The organism is Stenotrophomonas oahuensis, assembly GCF_031834595.1.
GTDB lineage: Bacteria > Pseudomonadota > Gammaproteobacteria > Xanthomonadales > Xanthomonadaceae > Stenotrophomonas > Stenotrophomonas oahuensis.
Window position 1 is genome coordinate 567,416 of sequence record NZ_CP115541.1, and the last position, 24,415, is coordinate 591,830.

The 24,415-nt window shown below is 66.5% G+C and carries 16 protein-coding genes and 1 pseudogene; 13 read left to right on the top strand and 4 right to left on the bottom strand.

What is annotated here, in order from left to right; all coding sequences use genetic code 11:
- Positions 1 to 29: 29 nt before the first annotated feature.
- Positions 30 to 1,781 carry an aspartate--tRNA ligase gene (gene aspS, locus PDM29_RS02520; RefSeq protein WP_311192330.1) on the bottom strand — a complete coding sequence of 584 codons (1,752 nt, stop codon included), beginning with the start codon at positions 1,779 to 1,781 and terminating at the stop codon, positions 30 to 32.
- 171 nt (positions 1,782 to 1,952) lie between these two features.
- On the opposite strand from aspS, the gene PDM29_RS02525 reads away from it, so the two are divergent.
- Positions 1,953 to 2,678: a DUF3011 domain-containing protein gene (locus PDM29_RS02525; RefSeq protein ID WP_311192331.1), complete on the top strand. Its 726-nt coding sequence runs from the start codon at positions 1,953 to 1,955 to the stop codon at positions 2,676 to 2,678.
- Positions 2,679 to 2,760: 82 nt separating this feature from the next.
- Here PDM29_RS02525 and PDM29_RS02530 read toward each other — a convergent pair whose 3' ends face one another.
- The gene (locus tag PDM29_RS02530) at positions 2,761 to 3,381 is read right to left on the bottom strand and encodes a hypothetical protein (RefSeq protein ID WP_311192332.1); all 621 of its coding nucleotides are present in this window, start codon (positions 3,379 to 3,381) and stop codon (positions 2,761 to 2,763) included.
- Between the two features lie 137 nt (positions 3,382 to 3,518).
- On the opposite strand from PDM29_RS02530, the gene PDM29_RS02535 reads away from it, so the two are divergent.
- Both PDM29_RS02535 and ggpS read left to right on the top strand, forming a co-directional pair.
- Positions 3,519 to 4,784, top strand: a complete 1,266-nt coding sequence (locus PDM29_RS02535; RefSeq protein WP_311192333.1) for an MFS transporter — start codon at positions 3,519 to 3,521, stop codon at positions 4,782 to 4,784.
- On the top strand, positions 4,781 to 7,090 hold the full coding sequence (gene ggpS, locus PDM29_RS02540; protein ID WP_425508707.1) for a glucosylglycerol-phosphate synthase: 2,310 nt from the start codon (positions 4,781 to 4,783) through the stop codon (positions 7,088 to 7,090). The genes PDM29_RS02535 and ggpS overlap by 4 nt, the downstream gene beginning before the upstream one ends.
- An 11-nt stretch (positions 7,091 to 7,101) precedes the next feature.
- Here ggpS and blaL2 read toward each other — a convergent pair.
- Positions 7,102 to 7,992 (bottom strand): annotated as a pseudogene (blaL2, locus tag PDM29_RS02545) (L2 family extended-spectrum class A beta-lactamase); the annotation flags it as partial.
- A 218-nt stretch (positions 7,993 to 8,210) separates the two neighbouring features.
- Here blaL2 and PDM29_RS02550 point away from each other — a divergent pair.
- Positions 8,211 to 9,068, top strand: a complete 858-nt coding sequence (locus tag PDM29_RS02550) for a LysR family transcriptional regulator (protein ID WP_311192335.1) — start codon at positions 8,211 to 8,213, stop codon at positions 9,066 to 9,068.
- Positions 9,069 to 9,261: 193 nt separating this feature from the next.
- Here PDM29_RS02550 and PDM29_RS02555 read toward each other — a convergent pair whose 3' ends face one another.
- Positions 9,262 to 11,115, bottom strand: coding sequence for an ABC-F family ATP-binding cassette domain-containing protein (locus PDM29_RS02555; RefSeq protein ID WP_311192336.1), 1,854 nt, complete (start codon positions 11,113 to 11,115; stop codon positions 9,262 to 9,264).
- 178 nt (positions 11,116 to 11,293) lie between these two features.
- Here PDM29_RS02555 and PDM29_RS02560 point away from each other — a divergent pair, with 178 nt between their 5' ends.
- The 9 genes from PDM29_RS02560 to PDM29_RS02600 all read left to right on the top strand — a co-directional run bounded on the left by PDM29_RS02560 (position 11,294) and on the right by PDM29_RS02600 (position 24,406).
- Entirely contained in the window at positions 11,294 to 13,681 is a 2,388-nt protein-coding gene (locus tag PDM29_RS02560; protein WP_311192337.1) for a TonB-dependent receptor plug domain-containing protein, read from the top strand.
- A gap of 1,012 nt (positions 13,682 to 14,693) precedes the next feature.
- Entirely contained in the window at positions 14,694 to 14,927 is a 234-nt protein-coding gene (locus PDM29_RS02565; protein ID WP_311192338.1) for a hypothetical protein, read from the top strand.
- A gap of 143 nt (positions 14,928 to 15,070) precedes the next feature.
- Positions 15,071 to 15,469 carry a hypothetical protein gene (locus PDM29_RS02570; RefSeq protein WP_311192339.1) on the top strand — a complete coding sequence of 133 codons (399 nt, stop codon included), beginning with the start codon at positions 15,071 to 15,073 and terminating at the stop codon, positions 15,467 to 15,469.
- 9 nt (positions 15,470 to 15,478) lie between these two features.
- Positions 15,479 to 16,231 (top strand): XVIPCD domain-containing protein, encoded by a 753-nt coding sequence (locus PDM29_RS02575; protein ID WP_311192340.1) that lies wholly within the window; start codon positions 15,479 to 15,481, stop codon positions 16,229 to 16,231.
- Positions 16,228 to 16,359, top strand: coding sequence for a hypothetical protein (locus tag PDM29_RS02580; protein ID WP_311192341.1), 132 nt, complete (start codon positions 16,228 to 16,230; stop codon positions 16,357 to 16,359). Before PDM29_RS02575 ends, PDM29_RS02580 begins: the two co-directional genes overlap by 4 nt.
- 207 nt (positions 16,360 to 16,566) lie before the next feature.
- Positions 16,567 to 18,264 carry a YbaL family putative K(+) efflux transporter gene (ybaL, locus tag PDM29_RS02585; RefSeq protein WP_311192342.1) on the top strand — a complete coding sequence of 566 codons (1,698 nt, stop codon included), beginning with the start codon at positions 16,567 to 16,569 and terminating at the stop codon, positions 18,262 to 18,264.
- Positions 18,265 to 18,361: 97 nt separating this feature from the next.
- On the top strand, positions 18,362 to 19,864 hold the full coding sequence (locus PDM29_RS02590) for a M28 family metallopeptidase (protein ID WP_311192343.1): 1,503 nt from the start codon (positions 18,362 to 18,364) through the stop codon (positions 19,862 to 19,864).
- A 183-nt stretch (positions 19,865 to 20,047) separates the two neighbouring features.
- Positions 20,048 to 21,967, top strand: a complete 1,920-nt coding sequence (locus PDM29_RS02595) for a M28 family metallopeptidase (RefSeq protein ID WP_311192344.1) — start codon at positions 20,048 to 20,050, stop codon at positions 21,965 to 21,967.
- A gap of 12 nt (positions 21,968 to 21,979) precedes the next feature.
- A complete protein-coding gene (locus tag PDM29_RS02600) occupies positions 21,980 to 24,406 on the top strand; it encodes a M13 family metallopeptidase (RefSeq protein ID WP_311192345.1) in 2,427 nt (808 codons plus the stop codon).
- Positions 24,407 to 24,415 lie beyond the last annotated feature (9 nt).

Sequence of the window (24,415 nt, forward strand, 5' to 3'; positions counted from 1 at the left end):
GCCAGCGGCCGGCACTACCGGGGAACGTGTCAGGCTTTACGCGGGCGGACCTGGATGTGCACTTCGGCCAGCTGCTCGTCCGGGATCGGCGACGGGGCACCGGTCATCAGGCACTGCGCGCTGGTGGTCTTCGGGAACGGGATGACGTCGCGGATCGACTCGGTGCCGGCCATCAGTGCGGCAATACGGTCGATGCCGAAGGCGATGCCACCGTGCGGCGGTGCGCCGTAGCGCAGCGCGTCGAGCAGGAAGCCGAACTTGGCTTCGGCTTCTTCCGCGCCAATGCCCAGCAGTTCGAACACCGCGCTCTGCATGTCCGGACGGTGGATACGGATCGAACCGCCACCGATCTCGTTGCCGTTGAGCACCATGTCGTAGCCACGCGAGACCGCGGTCTTGGCGTTGGCACGCAGGTCGTCGATGTCATCCACGGCCGGCGCGGTGAAGGGGTGATGCAGGGCGACGTAGCGCTGGGCTTCGTCGTCGAACTCGAACATCGGGAAGTCGGTGACCCACAGCGGAGCCCAGCCGGCCGCAACCAGACCAAAGTCCTTGCCGGCCTTCAGGCGCAGCGCACCCATGAAGTCGGACACCTTGTTGTAACCACCCGCACCGAAGAACACGATGTCGCCATTGCCGGCACCGACGTGGGCCAACAGCGCAGCGAAGGCTTCTTCGCTGAAGAACTTGGCGATCGGCGAGCTGACTTCGCCGTTCTCGGCGATCTTGATGTAGGCCAGGCCCTTGGCACCGTACTTGGCGGCGTGGGCGGCGTACTCATCAATCTGCTTGCGCGACAGGCTGGCCCCGCCCGGGATGCGCAGCGCGGCCACGCGGCCGTCCGGATCAGCGGCAGCGGCGGTGAACACCGGGAACTCGCTGCCCTTGACCAGCTCCGCCACGTCCACCAGTTCCAGCGCGATGCGCAGGTCCGGCTTGTCCGAGCCGTAACGGCGCATGGCCTCGGCCCAGGTCATGCGCGGGAAGCTGGCGGCCAGCTCCACATCCACCACTTCCTTGAAGATGGCGCGGATCATGTTTTCCACGAAGTCCTGCACGTCGCGCTCGCGCACGAAGGCGAATTCCATGTCCAGCTGGGTGAATTCCAGCTGGCGGTCGGCACGCAGGGCCTCGTCGCGGAAGCAGCGCGCGATCTGGTAGTAGCGGTCGAAGCCGGCCACCATCAGGATCTGCTTGAACAGCTGCGGGCTCTGCGGCAGTGCATAGAACTCGCCCGGGTGCATGCGTGCCGGCACCAGGAAGTCGCGCGCGCCTTCCGGGGTGGCCTTGGTCAGGATCGGGGTTTCGATGTCCTGGAAGCCCTTCTCGTCCAGATGGCGGCGCAGCGCCTGCACCAGCTTGATGCGGGTGCGCTGCATGCGCTGCATTTCCGGGCGGCGCAGGTCCAGATAGCGGTACTTCAGGCGGGTTTCCTCGCCCGGGTTTTCATGCGCGTGGAACGGCAGCGGCTCGGCCTTGTTCAGCACGGTGATGCGGGTGGCGACGATCTCCACCTGGCCGCTGCGGATCTTGTCGTTTACGGCATGGCGCATGCGCACCACGCCTTCCACCTGCAGCACGTCCTCGTAGCCCAGGCTGGCCGCGACCTTGAACACCTCTGCGTTTTCCGGCTCCACCGTCACCTGCACGATGCCTTCATGATCGCGCAGATCGATGAAGCACACGCCGCCCAGATTACGGGCAACGTCGGTCCAGCCGGCGAGGGTGACAGTCTGGCCAATCAGGGTCTCGTCGACCAGGCCGCAGAAGTGGGTACGCATGGGGGTAAAAGCTCCGCAGGAGATTGCCGGGCCTGTTGGCACCGGTCAGCCCGTTATTCTGCGGCCAGCGCCCCGGCCGGGGCAAATCCTGAACAGTGAACCGCCTTACACGCCCCCTTAATAGGGGCCGGACCATAGTCCGCGCACCACCGACCGCAAGGGGAAAGCGTCATGAAACGTTGTCTCGTGGTCTGTCTCACCGTCCTGCTGGCCTGCGCCGCTCCGGCCCTGCAGGCCCAGGTCAATACCCGGGCCTATGCGCCCGAGAACCTGCGAACCCTGTCCGTCAACGACCAGCAGCGGGTCATTTCCCAGGAATACGCCGAACAATCCGGCGGTCGCCGCATTCCGGACGACCAGATGCGCTTCTATCTGGACCAGGTGAACCGCTCCAACTGGGGCTTTTCCCGCATCAAACAGGACATCGCCACCTCGCTGCGCGGCAACGGCGGCTGGAACGGCGGCGGGGGCGGCTGGACCGGCACCAACCCCGGCCACACCAGCGTGATCCGCTGTGAAAGCAACGACAACCGCCAGCGCAGCTGCCCCACCGGCTGGTCCAGCGCGCGGCTGTCACGCCAGCTGTCCAACACCCGCTGCGTGGAGGGCAGCAACTGGGGCTCGCGCAATGGTTCGGTGTGGGTCAGCGGCGGCTGCCGGGCCGAGTTCGTGCAGGGGCGCGGCGGCTGGGGCGGTGGTGGTGGCAGCAACTACAGCGTCACCTGCAGCAGCACCGGCAACCGCACCCAGACCTGCGCCTGGGACGGCCGCCAGGGCCGCCCGGTGCTGATCGAGCAGCTGTCCGGCAGCCCCTGCGTGCAGGGCCGCAGCTGGGGCTATCGCGGCAGCAGCATCTGGGTCAGCAACGGCTGCCGGGCGCGCTTCGGGGTGCGCTGACGGTTCCCCGCCCGACCAACGGTCGGGCGCTACCGGATGGCGGGACATTGACCGGTAGGTGCCGACCGTTGGTCGGCACGCCTCAACCGCCCCAGGGAGCCGGTGGCAGCGCCACCGGCTTGCTGAGGTCGAACACCACCTGGAAGCGGCGGCCATCCGGACGGGTCAGCTCATAGACGAACCGCTGGTCCGGCTCGATCTCCATTGCCCAGGTGTTGGTGGTGGAGACCGCCATGTTGTCCTTGCGGAACATCGCCACCGAATCGGAATCCACCGGAAAAGCCTGCCGCTGCGCCGTACCCGGCGGCTTGCTGTCGCCGCCGTACATCGTCACCGCATCCGGGCTGCCATCTTCATGCCGGTGATCGTGCTTCAGGCGCAGCCCGTTTTCGGTGCGGGTCAGCACCCACGTGCGCGAGTGATCGTCCCCGACATGGAACGGAATGCGCAGCTCGTGCGCCGAATCTTCACAACCGCGCACATGCATGACCAGGCGTTTGCCATCGAACGGATCAGGCGCGTCCGTCTTCGGCTCATTCACCGCAATGCGGCCTTCAAAGGCCTCACCGCAATGCGCCGCCACGGCCGCCATGAACGCGTCAGCCGGGGCCTGCGACACATCGTGCGCAACGTTGTCACGCTGGCCATTGCACGCCGCCAGCAGCAGCGCGCCCGTCAACGGAAGAAGTTTGATGACATTCATGCCAACACCCTAGCCCGCAGCGCTGTGCAGCGCAAATGCAACGTCGCCGATGTCAGCGCGCTGCAACCAGGGCTTCATCCCCGCTGTGTTATGGTCCTTGTCGTGACCGGTTCGCCTTCCCCACGAAGGTCGCACGCGTGTTGCGGCTGACCGCCCTGCTCACAGGCGTAGCGCTGCTCCTTACGGGCAGCGGGCTTCTGGGCACCCTGCTGGCGGTGAGCGGAGCCCAGGCTGGCTTTGGTGCTGGCACGCTGGGTCTGGTGATGTCCGGCTATTTCGCCGGTTTCTTCCTGGGCACGTTCGTCGCGCCTTCGCTCATTGGCCGCATTGGCCATATCCGCGCGTTCGCCTTCTTCGCCGCCCTCGCCGCCATTGCGGTGCTGCTGCACCCGCTGTGGGTGAACGCCTGGGCGTGGGGCCTGCTGCGTGTCATCACCGGCATCGCCCTGGTGGGCCTGTACACGGTGATCGAAAGCTGGCTCAACGCCGAGCCCGACCCGCAACAACGGGGCCGTGCGTTCTCGCTGTACATGGTGGTGAACCTGTCGGCGCTGGCGCTGGGGCAGATCCTGCTGATGCTCGGCAATGCTGCGGCAACGTCGATGTTCATGCTGATTGCGATGCTGGTCTGCGCGGCCATGCTGCCGGTCACGGCGACGCGGCTGCGGCAACCGGAGGTGCCGTCGGTGCCGCGCCTCAAACTCAGCCGCCTGTATGCCATGGCCCCGGTGGCCAGCGTTGCCGCCGCACTGTCGGGGCTGGCCATGGGCGCGTTCTGGGGCCTGCTGCCGGTGTATGCGGGCCAGGTCGGGCTGAACGAGGACGGCGTGGCCCGCTTCATGCTGACCGCGATTGCCGGCGGTGCGTTGCTGCAATGGCCGCTGGGCCGGATCAGCGACGGCCATGACCGCCGCACCGGGCTGGTCGCACTGAGCCTGGTCGCTGCCGGCCTGGCGGTGCTGATGTCGCTGCCGATGATCCAGCTGCAGACCCACCTGCTGTTCGGCTTGATCTTCGTGTACGGCGGGCTGGCGTTTTCGCTGTATCCGTTCGCGGTGGCGCACATGCTGGACTACCTGCCGCGCGAGGACCTGCTGTCGGGCTGCTCCAGCCTGCTGCTGGTGCATGGCGTCGGTGCGGCATTGGGCCCGGCCATCGCCGGCGTGGCCATGCAGCGGTTCGGGCCGGCGGCATTGCCGCTGTACTTCGCGGTGGCGCTGATGCTGCTGGCATTGTTCGCCACCGCGCGCCTGCTCAGTTTCTCGCGCCTGCGCACGCACCCGGTGCTGTTCCGCCCGATGCTGCGCACCACCCCGGCCGCGCTGGAACTGATGCCGGAAACCGACGCCGAACCTGCGCCTGACACCCCTTCTTCTTTCAACTCCAATAAGGAAGTGCATTGACTGTATCCACACCCGCCAATCCCTCATCAACCCGCAACACCCCGGCCGCATCGGCCCCGCAACTCATTCTGGCCACCGATCTGGATGGCACCTTTCTCGCCGGCGACGCCGCCGCACGTCACCGCCTGTACCGGCTGGTCGACCAGCACCCCGATATCGCGCTCATCTTCATCACCGGCCGCGGCCTGGAAGCAGTGATGCCGCTGCTCTCCGACCCCGCCATTCCCCGCCCCGACTACGTGGTCTGCGACGTTGGCGCAACCGTGGTCGATGGCCGCACCCTGCAGCCGCTGCAACCCCTGCAATCGATGATCGACGCACACTGGCCCGGCGAACAGGTCGTGGCCGCGGCGATGCGCCCGTTCACCGCCCTGCAGCGCCAGGACGTACCGCAGGAGCGGCGCTGTTCGTACTTCTGCGACCCGGCCACGCTGGCTCCGTTACGCAGCCAGATCCAGGCCGCCGCGCAGGCGCTGGGCTGCGACGTGCTGTACTCGGCTGACCGCTACCTGGACATCCTGCCGCCGGATACCGACAAGGGGCGCACCCTGGCCGCGCTGGCGCGCCTGCTGGACCTGCCGCGCGAGCGCATTCTGGTGGCCGGCGACACCCTCAACGACCTGTCGATGTACACCTCTGGTTTCCGCGGCGTGTGCGTGGGCGAATCCGAGCCCGCATTGACCGACGCCACCGCTGCGCTGGACAACACCTACCACGCCACTGCGCCGGGCTGCGGCGGCATTCTGGAAGCGATCGAGCACTTTGGTCTTCTGGCCGCCGACGACGCATTCTGGAAGCCGCCAGCCACTGCGCGCGCCGAAGGCTCCGACCTGGTCATGGTCTACCACCGCATGCCGTTCGACGAGGTCATGGAGGGCGACACCCTGGTGCAGCGCCCACCGCGCTCGCCCAACGGCATCATCCCGTCGCTGCTGAGTTTCTTTGAGGGCGGCCAGAAGGGCTCCTGGGTGGCCTGGGGCATTGATGACCCGAAACGCGGTCCGTTCCAGACCCATGTCACCGTTGATGCAGAACGCTACCCCACGCTCACCGCCGCGCGGGTGCCGCTGACCCGTCAGGAAGTGGACATCTTCTACAAGCGCTTTTCCAAGGAAGCGTTCTGGCCGATGCTGCACGTGTTCTGGGAGCGCGCGCGCTTCCGCGAGGACGACTGGCAGGTGTTCCTGAAGGTGAACCGCCGCTTCGCCGAAGCCACCGCTGCGGAAGCCGCACACGGAGCGACGGTGTGGATCCACGACTACAACCTGTGGATGGTGCCGGCCACGTTGCGCGAGCTGCGCCCGGACCTGAAGATTGCCTTCTTCCATCACACCTACTTCCCCTCGGCCGACGTGTTCAACGTGGTGCCGTGGCGGCGCGAGATCATCGGCAGCCTGCTGAGCTGCGATTACATCGGCTTCCATATTCCGCGTCAGGTGGAGAACTTCGTCGACGTGGTGCGGGGCGCGATGCCCGCCGAACGCCTGGCCTGGGAAAGCTGCGCACCGCGCTTCCTCACCTATGGCTGTGCGGTGGGCCTGGACACCATGACCACCCGACTGCGCGTGGGCGACCGCGAGGTCGCGCTGGGCGCGCATCCGGTGGGTACCGACCTGCGCCGCATCCACAACGTGCTGGCCAAACCTTCGGTACGCAACGACATCTTCAAGCTGCGCCGGGAGATCGGCGCGCGCAAGCTGGTGTTGTCGGTGGAGCGCCTGGACTACACCAAGGGCACGCTGGCCAAGCTGGAAGCGTTCGAGCGCCTGCTGGAGCAGCATCCGGACCGCCAGGGCAAGGTGACCCTGCTGATGGTGTGCGTGCCTGCCGCGCGCGAGATGACCGTGTACCGCACCCTGCAGAACCAGATCGAGCAGGCGGTCGGGCGCATCAACGGGCGCTTCTCGCGCCTGGACTGGACCCCGGTGCGCTTCTTCGCGCAGGCGCTGCTGTTTGAAGAGGTGGTCGCGCATTACGCGGCGGCGCAGGTGATGTGGATCACCCCGCTGCGCGATGGGCTGAATCTGGTTGCCAAGGAGTTCGTGGCCACGCACGGCATTGAGGGCAGCAACGGCGTGCTGGTGCTGAGTGAGTTCGCTGGGGCGGCCGCGGAGCTGAAGGGCGCGGTGCTGACCAATCCACATGACCCGGCTGATCTGACCGCCGGGTTGCTGCAGGCGTTGTCGATGCCGGAGGAAGAAGCCGGCGGACGCATGCGCCAGTTGTTCGGCAGCGTGGAGTATTACGACGTAGACCGTTGGGGGCGTGAGTTTCTGGACGCGGTGCGGGGAACGGACGCGACCTGATTGTTTGCCCCGCCGATCAAACGTTCGGCAATGACGGCCGCCTGCCGCAGCACATCGTTGCGGCCGGCGTCGTCCACCGTCGCGCCCTGCAGGTAGGTGGTCAGCACCCACGGCGTGCCGCCGGCCAGTGGCCACAGGATCGCGATGTCATTGGTGGTGTCTTCGCCGTTGCTGCCGGTCTTGTCACCCACCCGCCACGCCTTCGACAGACCGGCACGCAACCGTGCATCGCCGGTTTCGTTGTCGATCAGCCAGTCCGCCAGTTGCAGCCGCGAGGCGGGCTTCAAGACATCCCCGAGCACGAAGCGCTGCAGGCTGGCGGCCATGGCCGCCGGGCTGGTGGTATCGCGCGGGTCGCCGGGCGCAAACTCGTTCATCTCCGGCTCCAGCCGGTCGTTGCGGGTCACCGCATCGCCATTGGCACGCAGGAACGCGGTCACGCCGGCTGGACCGCCCACTACACCCAGCAGCAGGTTCGCCGCCGGATTGTCACTGGTCACCATGGTGGCGCGGCACAGGTCGCGTACGGTCAGGTCGTTGCCGACGTGGCGCTTGGTCACCGGGGCGTGCGACAGCATGTCCTGCGCGCGCACTGGCAGGCGGCGATCCAGCGACAGCGTGCCACGGTCTGCGTGGTGCAGCACGGTGGATGCCAGCACGAACTTGAAGGTGCTGCACATCGGGAAGCGTTCGTCCTGGCGGTGGCCTACCCGCTTGCCGGTGGCTGTATTGAGCAGGGTGACGCCGAGGCGACCGCCGCTGGCCTTTTCCAGGGCTGCGAAGTCGATGGCCTGGGGCTGGGGACCTGCGGCCATCGGCGGCGTTTTGGCCAGGGCCTGGCTGGCAACGGTGGCCGCCATGGCGGCGGCGGTGAACTGCAGGAACTGGCGGCGGGCGAGCATGCTGGGTCTCCTTGGCGGGGTTTGGTTGCCGGCCAGCGGCCGGTACTACCTGGCTGGGTCGAGTTGCCGGCCAGCGGCCGGCACTACCGGGCCGGCAACGCACTATCCCCAATCGCCCCCTTGGCAACCAGCGCGAAATTTGAAGAAGAGCCATAAGATTTATTGATACATCAGCGGCACCAGCTACCATCTGCCATCAACCTCGCTCACGGCTCCGCATGCTCCGCCCCCAGCTCCCGCTCAACGCCCTGCGCGCCTTCGAGGCCGCTGCCCGCCACCTGAACTTCACCCGGGCGGCGCTGGAGTTGTGCGTCAGCCAGGCGGCGCTGAGCCACCAGATCCGGGGGCTGGAAGATCGCCTGGGCGTGGTGCTGTTCCACCGCCTGCCGCGAGGGGTGGCGCTGACCGAGGAAGGGGCGCGGTTGTACCCGGTGCTCAACGAGGCGTTCGACCGCATCAGCAGCGGGCTCGGTGGCGTTGCCGGCGGGCGCTACCGCGAAGTGCTGAGCGTGGGTGTGGTCGGCACGTTCGCCACCGGCTGGCTGCTGCCACGGCTGGCGGATTTCAATTCCCGGCATCCCGATATCGAACTGCGCCTGCAGACCCACAACAACCGGATTGATCTGGCGGGCGAAGGGTTGGATCTGGCGATCCGTTTCGGCGACGGCGACTGGCAGGGACAGGCGTGCACGCCCGTGCTGGATGCGCCATTTGCGCCGGTGTGCGCGCCGGCGTTGGCACGGGAACTGCGTGAAGCGCGCGATCTGGTTCAGGTGTCGTTGCTGCGTTCCTACCGTGCCGACGAATGGGCGCGCTGGCTGCAGGCCGCCGGCGCGGCAGCCGTGGAGGCGCGTGGGCCGGTGTTTGATTCGTCGCTGACGTTGGCCGCGGCGGCAGCGGGCGGTGCCGGGGTCGCACTGCTGCCGTTGCGGATGTTCGAACAGGATCTGGCGGAAGGGCGGCTGGTGCAGCCGTTTACGCAGACCGTGGAGTTGGGGCGGTACTGGTTGACGCGGTTGCGGTCGCGGGCGGAGAGCGAGGCGGCGCGCAGATTCCGCGAATGGCTGGTGTCGTAGAGCCACGCCCTGCGTGGCTTCGACCCTGTTCGGCACCGCGCAGCCACGCAGGGCGTGGCTCTACGGACGAACCGGCAACCCGAGGACACGCATGGCGTGTCCCTACAGGTCGCCCGACCAAGGATCGTAGTGACACGCCATGCGTGTCAAAGCCATGATCCTGCGCACGCAAACCGCCATGCGTGTCCATGGATCAGGCCATCAACTCCATCCACGCGGCCTCGGCCTTCTCCAGCTGCTGCGCGGTCGCTTCACGGTCACGCCCCAGCACGGCCATGCGGGTGGCGTCGGCGTAGATGGCCGGATCAGCCAGCTGACGATCCAGCTCGGCCAGCTTGCCTTCCAGTTCGTTGACCTTGGCTTCGGCCGCGGCCAGCTTGACCGGGTTGCCGGCCTTGCGCGCCGGCATCGGCGGGGTCGGCGGCACCGGGTCCGGCGCGGCCGCAGCCATCTTCTGCTTGGTGCCCTGCGCGGCTGGGCGCGAGCGCAGCCACGCCGCGTATTCGTCCAGATCGCCATCGAACGGTTCCACCACGCCATCCGCCACACGCCAGAACGTGTCGCAGACCAGGCCGATCAGATGGCGGTCATGCGAAACCATCACGATCGCGCCCTCGAACGTGGACAGCGCTTCGGCCAAGGCCTCGCGCATTTCCAGATCCAGATGGTTGGTCGGTTCGTCGAGCAGCAGCACATTGGGCTGCTGCCAGGCAATCATCGCCAGCGCCAGGCGCGCGCGCTCGCCGCCGGAGAAGCCGTCCACTGATTCAAACGCGCGATCACCGGCGAAGTTCCACTTGCCGAGGAAATCGCGGAACGACTGGTTGTTGCCGTCCGGCGAAATTTCGCGGAAGTGGTCCATCGGTGACTGCCCTTCGTGCAGCGATTCCACCGTGTGCTGGGCGAAGTAACCAATCCGCAGATCCGGGTGCGCAGCGCGTTCGCCGGCCACCGGGGCCAGTTCGCCGACCAGGGTCTTGACCAGGGTGGTCTTACCGGCACCGTTCGGGCCGAGCAGGCCGATGCGCTGACCGGCTTCCAAGCCAAAGCCGACGTTGTGCAGGATCACCGCGTCCTTGCCGTAACCCGCTTCCACGTCGTTCAGACGGATCAGCGAGAACGGCAGCTTGGTCGGCGGAGCGAATTCAATGCGGAATTCGCGCTCCATGCGCACCGCCTCGGTGCCGGTCAGCTTGGCCAGGCGCTTCATCCGGCTCTGTGCCTGGGTGGCCTTGCTGGCCAACGCCTTGAAGCGGTCAATGAAGCTCTGCAGATGGGCGCGCTCGGCCTGTTCCTTCTCATGCGCGATCTGCTGCTGGCGCAACTGCTCGGCACGCTGGCGCTCGAAGTCGGTGTAGCCGCCGGTGTACAGCTTGGCGCTGCCGCCGTGCAGGTGCAGGGTGTGGGTGGCCACGTTGTCGAGGAACTCGCGGTCATGCGAGATCAGCAGCAGGGTGCCCGGGTACTTCAGCAGCCACTGTTCCAGCCAGAACACCGCGTCCAGATCCAGGTGGTTGGTCGGTTCGTCGAGCAGCAGCAGGTCGCTGGGCATCATCAGTGCGCGCGCCAGGTTCAGGCGCGCCCGCCAGCCACCGGAGAACTCGCCGACCGCGCGGGTGTGGGTGTCGGAGGGGAAGCCCAGGCCGTGCAGCAGCTTGCCGGCACGCGCCTCGGCGTCGTAGGCACCCACTTCGGCCATCTTCTGGTGCGCGTTGGCCACCGCCTCCCAGTCTTCGCGCGCGGTCGCCTCGGCTTCCTCGCGCAGCACGGCGGCCACTTCGGTGTCGCCTTCCAGCACGAACGACAGCGCGGGGTCCGGGAGCGCCGGGGTTTCCTGGGCCACGCTGGCAATACGGATCTTGCCGGGCAAGTCGACGTCGCCCTTGTCGGCTTCCAGCTCGCCCTGCACGGCCGCGAACAGGCTGGACTTGCCGGCCCCGTTGCGGCCCACCACGCCCACGCGGTAGCCCGCATGCAGGGTCAGGTCGACGTTGGACAACAGCAGCCGCTCGCCGCGGCGCAAGGCGAAGTTACGAAGGGAGATCATCAAGGGGGTCCATATAACGGAATGGAATGTGCTGGTAAGCACCTTTCCTGCGACGCAATTCTAGCGTTAACGAATACTTGACGCGCCCCGGTCTGCGCGCGGCGGTGTCGTTCTCTCCCACGGAACCGTCCGCGCCCGCACCGGGAACCTGTTCAGCTACGTTAATGGCCCGTATTCAATGAACCGCAAGACCACGCTCGCCGCCGCCGTTGCCGTCGTGCTCGGCGCTTCCGCCCTCTCCGCCAGCGCCCAGACCGCGCCGGCCGCCTCCCCCAGCACCCTGGACACGGTGATCGTCACCGGTACCCGCGTCGCCGACCGTACGGTGGCCGAGTCGCAGTCGCCGATCGACATCATCACCCCCGAGGCCCTTCAGTCCACGGGTACCACCGAACTGGCCACCGCCCTCGCCCGTGCCCTGCCCTCGCTGAATTTCCCGCGCCCGGCCCTGACCGACGGCACCAGCGGCATCCGCCCGGCGCAGCTGCGCGGGCTGTCCCCGGACCAGGTGCTGGTGCTGGTCAACGGCAAGCGCCGCCACACCTCGGCGCAGATCAACGTCAACGGCAGCATCGGCCGCGGCTCGTCGGCGGTGGACATCAATGCGATTCCGATTGCCGCCATCGAGCGGGTCGAAGTGCTGCGTGACGGCGCGTCCGCCCAGTACGGCTCGGATGCGATCGCCGGGGTGATCAACATCGTGCTGAAGGGTGCGGACAGCGGCGGCAGCCTGGCGCTGGACGCCGGCCAGTACTCGGCCGGCGACGGCAACCGCTACCAGCTGTCCGGCGACGCTGGGGTCGGCTTTGCCGATGGCCGCGGCAAGCTGCATGTGGCCGGACAGATCCTGCAGCAGGACGAAAGCAACCGCGCCGGGCCTTACCAGGGCACCACGCCGAACACGGGCAACTTCCCGGACATCGGCCAGACCACCTTCGTGGTCGGCGACCCGCAGGTGGACGCCACGGCAGCGTCGGCCAATGCCAGCTTCCAGTTCAGCGACCGCCTGTCGGCCTACGCGACGGTGCTGGCCAGCAACCGCGACATCACCTCGTTCGCGTTCTACCGTTCGCGCAACAACAGCGGGCAAGGCGCGCTGCTGGCGCAGACCTATCCTGACGGCTTCGTGCCGCAGATCAACCAGTACTCCAAGGACCGTTCGGTGGTGGCCGGGCTGAAGGGCAGCACCGAAAGCGGCTGGACCTGGGATGTGAGCTACAACCATGGTGAGAACACCATCGATTTCCACACCCGCAACACGATCAACTATGCGCTGGGCGTGAACAGCCCGCGTTCGTTCTATGCGGGCGAGCTGAAGTACGCGCAGGACATCGGCAATGTGGACATCACCAAGACCCTGGACTGGGGTCTGGCCTACCCGGTGACGTTGTCGTTCGGCGGCGAGTACCGCCGCGAGACCTGGGAACAGGGCGCGGGCGAACCGAACTCGTACACCGGCACGGGTGCGCAGGGCTTCGGCGGTTTCACGCCGCTCAACGCGGTGGATGCGGATCGCCACAACTACGCGGTGTATGCGGGGCTGGAAGCGGACTTCACCGACAAGTTCTCGGCCGGTGCAACGGGTCGTTACGAGGATTACTCGGACTTCGGCGACAAGTTCTCGGGCAAGCTGTCGGCGCGCTATGCATTCACCGACAAGGTGGCGCTGCGCGCGACGGCCTCGAGCGGCTTCCGTGCGCCGTCGCTGGCGCAGCAGAGCTACCAGGCGGTGACCAGCACGATCGTCAACGGGGCGTTCGTGGAACGCGGCACCTTCCCGACCACCAGCGCGGCGGCGCAGGCACTGGGGGCGAGCCCGCTGAAGGCGGAAAGTTCGACGTCGTACAGCCTGGGCCTGGTGCTGCAGCCGGTGGACCGGCTGTACCTGACGGTGGATGCGTACCAGATCGACATCGACGACCGCATCATTCTGTCGACGAACATCACCACCAACGCGGCGACCAACAGTCTGCTGGCGGGTCTGGGGCTGCCGGGGGTGACGGCGTTCTCGTACTTCACCAACGGGGTGGACACGCGCACGCGCGGCGTGGATGCGGTGGCAAGCTACACGGTGCCATTCAGCGCGAGCTCGCTGGAGCTGACGGCGGCATACAGCTACAACGAGACCGAGGTGAAGAAGTACATCGCTTCGCCGGCGGTGTTCGGCACGCTGGGGCTGACCCAGTCGCTGATCGGACGTGACGAGGTGGGCCGCATTGAAGACAGCTACCCGCGCGACAAGACGATTCTGAGCGGCACGTGGCGCTCGGACCACTGGGACCTGAGTCTGGCGGCGACGCGCTATGGTGAGTTCACGGTACGCAACTCGGCCACGCCGACGCGCGACCAGACCTACGGCGACTCGTGGGTGCTGGATGCATCGGTGAGCTACAAGCCGAGCGCGAACTGGGCGTTGACCCTGGGTGCGGACAACATCCTGGACGAATACCCGGACCGCACGGTGGACCTGCAGAACTCCACCTGGGGCATGCTGCCGTACAGCAACTACTCGCCGTACGGTTTCAACGGTGCCTACGTATACGGGCGCATCACCTACAAGTGGTGATGCCCCCGCTGCCGGTCGGTATCGCTTGATTGCACGCGACCGACCGGCCTCTGCATGCGATCGGTATGCCTGATTGCATGCGACCGGTATGCCTGATTGCATGCGACCGGTATGCCTGATTGCATGCGACCGGTATGCCTGATTGCACAGGATCCGTAGAGCTGGGCTTGCCCGGCTGCTGTTGGCTTTTGGCGAACAGCCGGTGCCCACGGGCTCTCTGGCTCGGCGGCTCGGGATGGGCGTTCCGGGGGACGCCGCAAGTACGTCCTTGTAGGCTCAGTCGCCGCATCCATGCGGCTCATGCCCCCTCCAGCCCACCCCGACCCGCCACGACAAATTGTCGGTGGCCATGGGAAATCAAAACCAATCCATCATCTGTCGGTGCACCGGCCCTCTCAGTGCACTGGCCCTGTCGGTTCACTGGCCCTGTCGGTTCACTGCCCCTGTCGGTTCACTGCTCCTGTCGGTGCTCTGACCTGCTCTGGTGGGATCGGTCGAAAGACGATCGCCGTGAAACCACCAACACGCTTTAACGCATGAACCCCGGATCGAAACGCGCGCCAATGACGCACACGACCCGCCCTTAGACACACCCCTCGGCGCAAACCTCAACGCACGTCACACTTCGCAACATCAACCTCCGGCCGATTCCGACATCGCGCCCCGACACCCGCCTCCCGCGCACCAAACCTCTCGCCTGCCACATGCGCCAGTCACGTCACACGATTTGCTGACGCGCCAAGAAATCGCCACGATTCTTTCGCAATTGCCTGTTTTTTCCATCACGGCATTCCAGCAGAGTGGCCCCGGGAGCGTAGAAACTCCGGTCTTGAAAGCAGTATTTTGTCCTGCGCTGGAACTGCTCATGTCCTGCGTCGGGAGGGTGGCTAATACAACACCCCCGTTTGGGGGAAATACGCCCGCCGTCATTGTTTGTTGCTTTCAAGCCGCGGTTTCTAACCTCCCGACCCCTCGCCGTCCTGGCAGGGGTCAACGCGTTCTGGAGGTTTACATGCAGAAGCCGAAATGGGTCCGGGCGAAAGTGGAAGATGACCTGCGCCGCCACTTCAAGTCGGTGGTGACACAAGGGCAGTACTCGCCCTCCGAAGCCATCCGCATGTTCATGCGGCGCGTCGTCAGGATTCCCCACGCAACCGAACCGCTGGCAGTGAGCAAAGCCATCAAAAAGGCGGCCGACGACGTAGCCAAAGAACTACGTAGCGACGCGCCATGCGCGTCCCCATGATCCCCACCCCGCGCAATCGCCACGGGAGGCCGCCATTACCGGCGGCCCATCGCTGACGAACAGCAAACGTCATCCCATGTCGCGCCTGACCTCGCCTGAGTGGCATCCCGCCATGATCCGCGCATGCATCACGGAGTTGCCCCATGACGTTCCATGTCAACGCACGTCACGCCACTGCCTGCGCACTCGCCACAGCGATGGCGCTCGCCTTGGCCGGCTGCACAGGAGATCAGGTGAAACCCAGCTATTCCAGATCCAGTCTTGAGCCGGTCATCGCGACCCAAGTGTCGGAGTACACGCTGCAGATACAGTTCGAGGAGCCCGCCGAAAGCATGTTCTATGCGGGAGGCATCAGCTACATCGTGCAAGGCGACACGATGAAGGTCGTCATTGATCGATGCCGGATCAATACGATGTGCGACACCATGCTTCGCCGCCATATCGAGCCTGGTCCTCCCCGGCCCGCGCTGCAGAACATCCCGCTACTCGCCCCTCGCGTCGTGATGATCTTCGCTGACGGGGAAGATCAGATCTTTCCATAAGGGATTCCGATGACCGACAAAGCAGTGCTCGGAATCCACAGCCAGATAGATCCACGCACCCAAGGATCATTCAATCAGTTCATTGATGGTCACGCCTGGTTGACCGTCTCCCGCAATGGCCAAACCCAGTTCTATGGCCTTTGGCCCGACAACCACCCACTCACACCGGATAACGGGGCTGGCTCGGACATTCGTGTGGGCATGGAGGCCCGCTTCCGGCCTGACGCTTCCCGCTACTTTGCGCTGAACGAGGAGCAGGTTCACCATCTCGAAGCTGCATTGAGTGAGAACGTCGAGTGGGGTTACACCAACACCTGCGCATCGTGGGCCACAGATACGCTGCACAAGGTCACAGGCCAGAAACTGGAGGCCAGCGAGTTCGTACTCACCGACACCCCCAGGGAACTGATCGATGTCATCCGCAACGCGGAGCGGCTTCAGCCCTCCAGCCCGACGCGCCCGAATACTCCGCTGGAGGCCCCGCAGGAACCCTCCAGCGCACGATCACTGAGTGATATCTCCGAGCGGCTGCACCAGCAGGCCATTGACGGCGTCCATCGCTTGGATGCCAGCCTGGGCCGGGAGCCAGATGCGGCGAGCGAGCGGATGGCGGCCAGTCTGGCGCATCTGGCGCGATCCACCGGCTTCAGCCAGATCGATCACGTTCTGCTGGTCGACCCACCGATGCGACACCGGAATCGCAGAACGTGTTCATCGTGCAGGGAATGCTGGGTGAGGCGTCGCACCGGCGTGCGTACATGAGCGTACCGGGTGCCTTGCGTGAGCCGGCTGAGGACTCGCTGCAGAAGCTGCAGGACCTGGATGCGACGCTGGCGGCGGAGCACGAGGCACGTGAGATGGGAATTGAGGTGGTTCGGCGGCGGGTGTGAGTGATGGGTGTGGAGCCAGGACCGCAGTTGATCTTCCGTACCCCCCACCCGTCGGCCCCAAGCACGTAGACCGGCAATCGAGGGTTGGTCGCATGGAGCCAACAGCAGCCGGGCAAGCCCGGCTCTACGTCAATGCACGCGTTCCGAATTTGCCGGATGGGGCTGCATCGGTGAAAATCGGGGTATCCCCCATTTCTGCGAGTCCCGATGCACCATGACGCCGACCTGATCAACATCGTTGCCGTTGGCCTGGGGCTCGCCTTCATCTTTGGCGCGCTGGCCAACAAGCTGCGTTTGTCTCCGCTGGTCGGTTATCTGGTTGCGGGCATCTGTGTAGGGCCATTCACCCCCGGCTTTGTCGCCGACCAGGCCCTGGCCAACCAGCTCGCCGAGCTCGGCGTGATGCTGCTGATGTTCGGGGTTGGCCTGCATTTCTCGCTGAAAGACCTGATGGCCGTGAAAGCCATCGCCATTCCTGGGGCCATCGGCCAGATTCTGGTCGCCACCCTGCTCGGCTGGGGCCTCGCGTGGTTGATGGGCTGGGAAACCCTGCATGGGGTCGTGTTCGGCTTCTCGCTCGCCACCGCCAGTACCGTCGTGCTGCTGCGCGCCATGGAAGAACGCCGCCTGCTGGAAACCCAGCGCGGCAAGATCGCCGTCGGCTGGCTGATCGTCGAAGACCTGGCCTGTGTGCTCGCCCTGGTGATGATGCCCGTGCTGGCCGGCGTGTTCGGCCCCGATGCCGCCAACCAGACCCACACCCTCGGCAGCGTGCTCGCCAGCATCGGCTGGACCTTCGTGCAGCTGGGCCTGTTCGTCGCCGTGATGCTGGTGGTCGGCCGCCGGGTGATTCCCTGGATACTCGAGCGTATTGCCGGCACCGGCTCGCGTGAGCTGTTCACCCTCTCCGTGCTGGCCATTGCACTGGGCGTGGCATTCGGCTCGGCCATGCTGTTCGGTGTCTCGTTCGCGCTGGGCGCGTTCTTCGCCGGCATGCTGCTCAATGAATCCGAACTCAGCCACAAGGCCGCCAACGATTCGCTGCCGCTGCGCGACGCCTTCGCGGTGCTGTTCTTCGTCTCGGTCGGCATGCTGTTCAACCCCGCCATCCTGATCGAGCACCCGTGGCAGGTGCTGGCCACCGCCGCCATCATCATGTTCGGCAAGTCCGCCGCTGCGTTCTTCATCGTGCGCGCGTTCGGCCACCCCAATGGCACCGCGCTGACCATCTCCGCCAGCCTGGCGCAGATCGGCGAGTTCGCCTTCATCATCGCCGGCCTCGGCGTCAGCCTGCAGATTCTGCCGCCCACCGGGCAGGCCCTGGTGCTGGCCGGTGCGCTGATCTCGATCATGCTCAACCCGGTGGTGTTCGGCCTGCTCGATCGTTGGCTGGCCAAGCACCAGGAAACGATGCCGCAGGCGGTGGAAACCGAACTGCCGCCCGGCCCGTCGCTGGACCTGCACGACCATGCCATCGTGATCGGCTATGGCCGGGTGGGCAGCGCGCTGGCCCAGGTGCTGCGCGAACGCGGCGTGCCGGTGCTGGTCATTGACGACAACAAGGAGCACGTCGCCGAGGCGCACGCTGCCGGCCTGCCCGGCATCCGTGGCAGTGCCGCTTCCGACAAAGTACTGGCCGAAGCCCACCCGGAACGCGCCAAGATCGCCGTGCTGGCGATTCCGCAGCCGCTGGAAGCGGGTGAAACCCTGGCCAAGCTGCGTGCGCTCAACCCGGGCCTGACCCTGCTGGCACGCGCCCACAGCGACGCGGAAGTGAAGCACCTGCTGGAGCACGGTGCCGATGGCACGGTGATGGCCGAACGCGAACTGGCGTATTCCCTGGCGGAAATGGTCATGGCCACCCCGCCCTACCGCACGCTGGGCAAACACCTGCCGGTAGTGTGACCGGGTAAGCGCTGCGAAATTTTCGCAATCACTCCGATAGGCAACGCCTTCACCGGCACACAGGCTGCACCTTCTCTTTCCAGAAGGATGCCGCTTCATGCCCCAGGACATCGCCAACGCCGCCCGTGTTCAAGGCCGCTTCCACACCCGGATGGCGCAGCGTCAACCGGCGACTGCATCTTCGCAACGCCTGTCCCACGGACTGAACGGGCGCGGTCCGCTGCACATCCGCAACCGGTATGACTGCGTTGTGGCCGGTCTGCTGCTCAGCGCGGCATTGTCCCAGCTGCGCATGCCCGGCGGCACCACGACTGAATCCGGTGCGGTGCCGCGGGCAACCGGTCATTTGCGGCCCTCACTACACAACGTAGGCAACCGGGGAGTCCAGCAGGTTCCGCCCGCTGCGCACTGGCCCCCCGGTGCCCACGCACTGGCCATTCCGATGGGCATGGACTGGATGGGCGGGCTGGCGGAACTGCTGGGCACGCAGATCAGCGCCGAGCGGGCCGCGCTGGAGCTGGACATCGCCGCCATTGCCGACGCCACCCGCACTGCCCAGGCCCAGCCGGGCAGCATTGTCGCCAAGCGCGAAGCGACCAACCGTGCGCGGCAGGACAGCATCGCCCAGCAGTTTGAAAGCGAGGGGTTTGCGGTGGAGAGACTACCCTTCAACCTCACCACGCACACGCTGTTCAGCCATCCCTACCGCACCAGCGGGCAGAACCTGCGGGTCACGCTGTGCGGTCGCGAGCCGGTGCAGCGCACCTTGATGGTGCTGGCCCATGGCGACGTCGCCGGTGCCGAGATCGGCTCCACCGGCAGTCTCGACAATGGCGTCGGGGTCGGCCTGCTGCTGGCCCTGGCACGTCACCTGGAACACACCGGACTGCCGGACGGCACGCGCGTGCAACTGCTGGTCACCGACAAGGAGGAAGCGGGATTGAAGGGGGCGAAAGCCTACGTCCGCGATTGTCTGGCCGCCGCGGGTTGCCCGGATGTTGCACTTAACTTGAACATTCTTGGCTACGGCGATGGGATCAGCGTCTCCGGCTCGACAGACCATGCGTGGTTCGGGGATGGTGATTCGCTTCTCGCCAACGGCACGGCCTCCGTAACGCCTGCCGAGGCACAGCTGGAGCAACTGCTGCGCGCGGCGGCCGCTGACGTCGGCATGCAGGTGCACGCCACACCCGGCTGGACGCTGCAGTCCGACCATGTGGCCTTCCAGCGCGCCGGGCTGGCCGCGCTGGGTCTGAGCGGAATGGACGCAGCCGATGTCGCGCCCGAGCGAGCACTGCAGGTCGCACGCGCCCGCTATCTGCAAGCCGAATCACGACTCAGCCCCAGCCGGTATGACGCCTACCTTGCAGGCACCTTGAACCAGACCGAATCGGTTGCCATGGAGTGCGACATCCAGGCGTCCGACACCGCCGCACTGGAATACCAGGCACTACCGCAATCGCACCGCCAGCGGCGCATCCACACCGCGGCTGATCAACCCGAGCACGTGGATATCCGCCAAGCGCTGGCCACGCTTGATGTGGTGCGTCGCACAGTCGACGCGTGGCTGGCGCTGCCTGCGGCGCGCGGCGGTGCTTAGCGATTCCACCGCTCGCGGCCGGCTGCAAAAAGGCCGGCTACGACAGAGTTGTCCGCTGTCATACGCCGCCCAGACACCCTTCCTTCAAGGCGCGCACTTTTTTTACGCAGATTCCGATGTCCCTGCGCCAGCCCGGTCGGCAGCGTATGCGCGTCGCACTTCTTCCAACCTGATGAGGTCACCATGCGTATCTCCCATGTAGATGCAGTACGTCGCAGCCAAGGCACGTTCGAGCGCAAAACCGGTGGTGTACAGCCCGGTCAACATCACAACGCACTGGGTCGCTTCGGCCCGCGCCCGACACCGCTACAGGTGCGCAACGCGCTGCAGCTGTTCGCCTGCCTGCAGATGATTGGGCCCGCTCTGCGGCTGGCGCGACCTGCGCTCCCCGCAGCAGTGCAAGGCGTGCCGGGTGGCGTGCAGGCGCTGCCCGGGGCCCCCGACTATCGGATGTTGATGGAGCAGGACGCACCCGCCCCCTCGGCCCTGTCCGGTTCGCTGCACACGCTGGGGAACGGCGCGCTGGGGGTGTGCGTGGTGCAGCCTCGGCAGTGCGGTCGGGCGGTGCTGACCACCGGCGTGGGCATGGGCATCAGCATGCTGGGCAGCGCGATGACCGGTTTCGGGCTGGGCCGACTCACCGCGATGGACTCCGCTCCCGCTCCGGCCGAGGAAGCGCAGAGGTCACCGCAAGCGCTGCACGCCGACGAGGTACTGGCCCTGCTGCCACCGCAGGCGCAGACCGACGTGCTGGAGATCGTGCGCGAATGCCAGGGTGGCGAGGCGTGCGCCACACCGCGCATCCACGACGTGCTGGCACGCCTGCCCGCCGTCCAGCAGCGCGCCCTGCAGTGCCTGATGTCGGAATCACAGCTGCCCGCACTGCCAGAGCCCGATGCAGCCAGCTGGCCGCCCGGTGCGCAGGCACAGATTCCTGCCCTGGACTGGATGGTGCAGGCGGCCGAGCTGCTGGGTGGACTGGACCACGCCGAGCAACTGCAGATGCAACTGGACGTGGAGCAGATCAGCCAGGCCACGCTGGACGCCAAGCAGCACGCGGCATTGAATCGTCTCGGCCGCCGTTTCGACCCGGCCTATGAGCGCCACATCAACCAGGCGCGCAGGGCTGCCATCTGTGATCGGTTCGAACAGGACGGCTGGCAGCTGCAGGAACAGGCCTTCCTGATCAACGCCACCACCGACATGGGCGAGCCCGGCCTGCACAACGGCCGCAATCTGTGGCTGGAACTGGCTGGCCCCGGTCCCGCCGAACGCACTTTGATCCTGATGGCGCACGGCGACGTCGCGGGCATTGCGTCGCGCTCCAGCGGTGCGTGGGAAAACGCCTCGGGCGTGGCAGCGGTGCTCGCCCTGCTACGTCGTTTCCGCGACGAGGGCCTGCCAGCCGGCGCAAGGGTTCAGGTGCTGATCACCGACCTGCAGCAGCGCGGCATGATCGGAGCCAAGGCCTTCGTGCAGCAGTGTCTGGTCGACGGCACCTGTCCGGATCTGGCGGTGAACCTGGATCGTCTGGGCTGGGGCAACGCACTGGCGCTCAGCGGTACCGATCGCCATGCACTGGTCAGCGAGGCACTTGACTTCCCCGAGCAGCGCAGCGCACGCGCCGTGACCGCGCTGGAATCCAGTTTCGCCGAGCAGATGCGTGCGGCTGCGCCTCGCTTCGGATTGCGCTTGCCCGACACAGCGGCCTGGCGGCTGCCGTCGGACCAGGTCGCCCTGCAGCGCGAAGGCGTCGCCGCACTGGGCGTCACCCAGACCACCGCCGGCGAGATGGAACACGACATACGCTTCTTCGAGGCCCGCGAGCACATGCTGGCCGCCGAAGCTGCGGTCGACTGGGCCCACTACCCGGAGTACAACGCGCGACAGCTTGAACCGCAGGAACAGCGGGCCTTCCGCCGCCAGCTGGATGCCTGGCGCAACGCGCGCAATGACTTTGGCGCGGTAGGCCTGCCACGCGCGATGCGCGTACCCAACAGCGCGGAAGACCAGCCGGACCAGGTCGATGCCCGCACCGCGCTGCGCGTGGTGGATACCGTGCATGCTGCCGCACAGGTCTGGCTGCGCCAGCCGGCCGCCTGACCGGCCTGCACCATGCGCACCGAAATCGTAAGCCAGCAACGCAGGGTTCAAGGACAGTTCGAACGCGCGCTACGCGGCCGCCAGCCGCCGCAGGCGCATGGGCAGGCGCAGCACCCTGGAGGGCATCTGCCGGTACTGCACGTTCGCAATGTTGCCCAGGCCGTCACCGTCGGCCTGCTGCTGGGCACGATGCTGCCGGGCGCGCAAGCCAGCACGCCGGGCAGCGGCTACACCGCGGTCAATCTCGACGTGCCGCTGCAGGCCGCCAGCACTGCAGCGGCAGGGTGTCTGGCGCGCCCGGCAAGCTGCCCACAGATGCTGATGGGTGCCAGTCTGGTCGCCGTGGGCAGCCTGACGGCGGGCGCGTGGATCGGCTGGCAGGCGCGGAGTCAGCATGCCGGGGATCCCTGCATTGCGGCGCTCTCGGCAGCGGCACGAGGTTCCGAAGCGGCGCATCAGCTGCGCAATCAGAGCGCATCGCTGGACGCCCCCATCACGCTGGGTTTCCGTGCCACCCAACTGGATTCCGCACGTGATCCCTGCGTGTCGCTGTACGACCACGTCAACGGTCGCTGGGCGAACACTACCGCGCTGGCCGACAACCAGAGCCGCTGGCATATCTCCAACGCGCTGGAGCATCGCGGGCGCACCCAACAGCGGGCACTGGCCGAGCAGCTGGCGACGCTGCCCGCGCCCACGCCCGCGCAACGGGTGGTCGCCGACCTGTGGACCAGTGGCATGGACGAAAGCCACATCAACAGCGACCGCCTGCGCCCACTGCGTGGCGAGCTGGCCGCCATTGACGCACTGACCTCGCCGCAGGACATCGAAAAGCACCTGTACCTGCTCACCCTGAAAGGCCGCAATCCGGTGTTTGGTGTGGTGGTCGAACCGGACATGGGCAATCGCAGCACGCAGATCGCCTATGCCTATCAAGGCGGGCTGGGCTTACCGTCGGCCGCGCACTACCTGTCCGCACGACAGGCCGCGCTGCACCGTGACTACCGCGCGTACATTGCCGCACTACTGGAACTGTCGGGCACACCTGCGGACCAGGCGCACAACGACGCGGTCGCCGTGTTCGCACTCGAGCAGCGTCTGGCCACCGCATCCACTTCGCGGGCGGAACTGCGCGACAATCTCGCCGAAACCTACAATCCCATGCGCGCCGCAGAGGCCGACGTGCTCACCCCGAACTTCCGTTGGAGCGGATTGTTCGAGTCACTGGGCGCGGATCCTTCCATCAGGTTTTCTTTGGCCACGCCCGGCTTCCACCGTGAAGTGAGCGCGGCACTGTCCGACACCGACGTGGCCACCTGGCGCACCTACCTGCGCTTCCACTGCCTGGATACGGCCAGCCCCCATCTGGATGACCGCTTCGTGCAGACCATGCATGACTTCCAACAGCGCCTGCTCGGTGTGAACCAGACCCTGGCACCGCGCTGGCAGCGGGTGCTGGGCAGCATCGATGCGTACGCGGGGGACGCGTTGGGCGAGGCTTACGTCGGCGCACACTTCCCTGCGGAGGTTCGTGGCCGGATCAGCCAGATGGTCGAGCAGATGCGCACGGTGTTGAAGCGGCGGCTGGCGACCGCGCTGTGGCTGGACCCGGACACCCGGGTCACCGCGCAGGCCAAGGCCGACCTGCTCAACCCGCGCATTGGTCATCCCGACCAATGGCCGGACTGGTCGGAACTGCGCACCGAGCGCTGCGGCTATCTGCGCAACCTGCGGCTGCTGCGGACGTTCCAGCAGCGGTTGGATCTGGCACGGATCGGGCAGCCGCTGGACGCCCAGCGCTGGCGGATCAGCGCTCATTCGGTGAACGCGTACTTTGACGTGATGAACAACGACATGGGCTTCCCGGCCGGGCTCCTGCAGCCGCCCATCTTCGATCCCGAAGCCGATCACGCGCTCAATTACGGGGCCATCGGGGTGATCATCGGCCATGAAATGAGCCATGCGTTCTCGGCCGAAACCAGCCAGTTCGCGCTCAACGGCCAACTGCAGCACTGGTGGACGGAGGACGACCGTGCGCGCTACCAGGACCTGTCGCGCCGCCTGGCGCTGCAGTACGACCAGCAGCGCATCGAAGGCCTGGCGGTCAACGGCACGCTGACCGCGAACGAGAACATGGCTGATCTGGGCGGTCTGATGCTGGCGCTGGAGGCACTGCGGGAGCAGAGCGGCGCGGCGTCAGACCCGATGATCGACGGGCTCAGCCGCGAGCAGCGCTTCTTCATCAGTTGGGCGCATACCAACCGCCAACTGCAGACACCACAGCGGCTGCGCCTGGAACTGGCCGCCAATCCGCACAGCTTTGGGGCACCGCGCACGGATGTCGCCGCCTCCAACCTGCCGGCCTATGCCGCGGCGTTTGACTGCCCGCCCGGGAGCGCGATGGCACGTTCTGGCGAACAGCAAGTAGCCTACCTGTAGGCCGCGCAG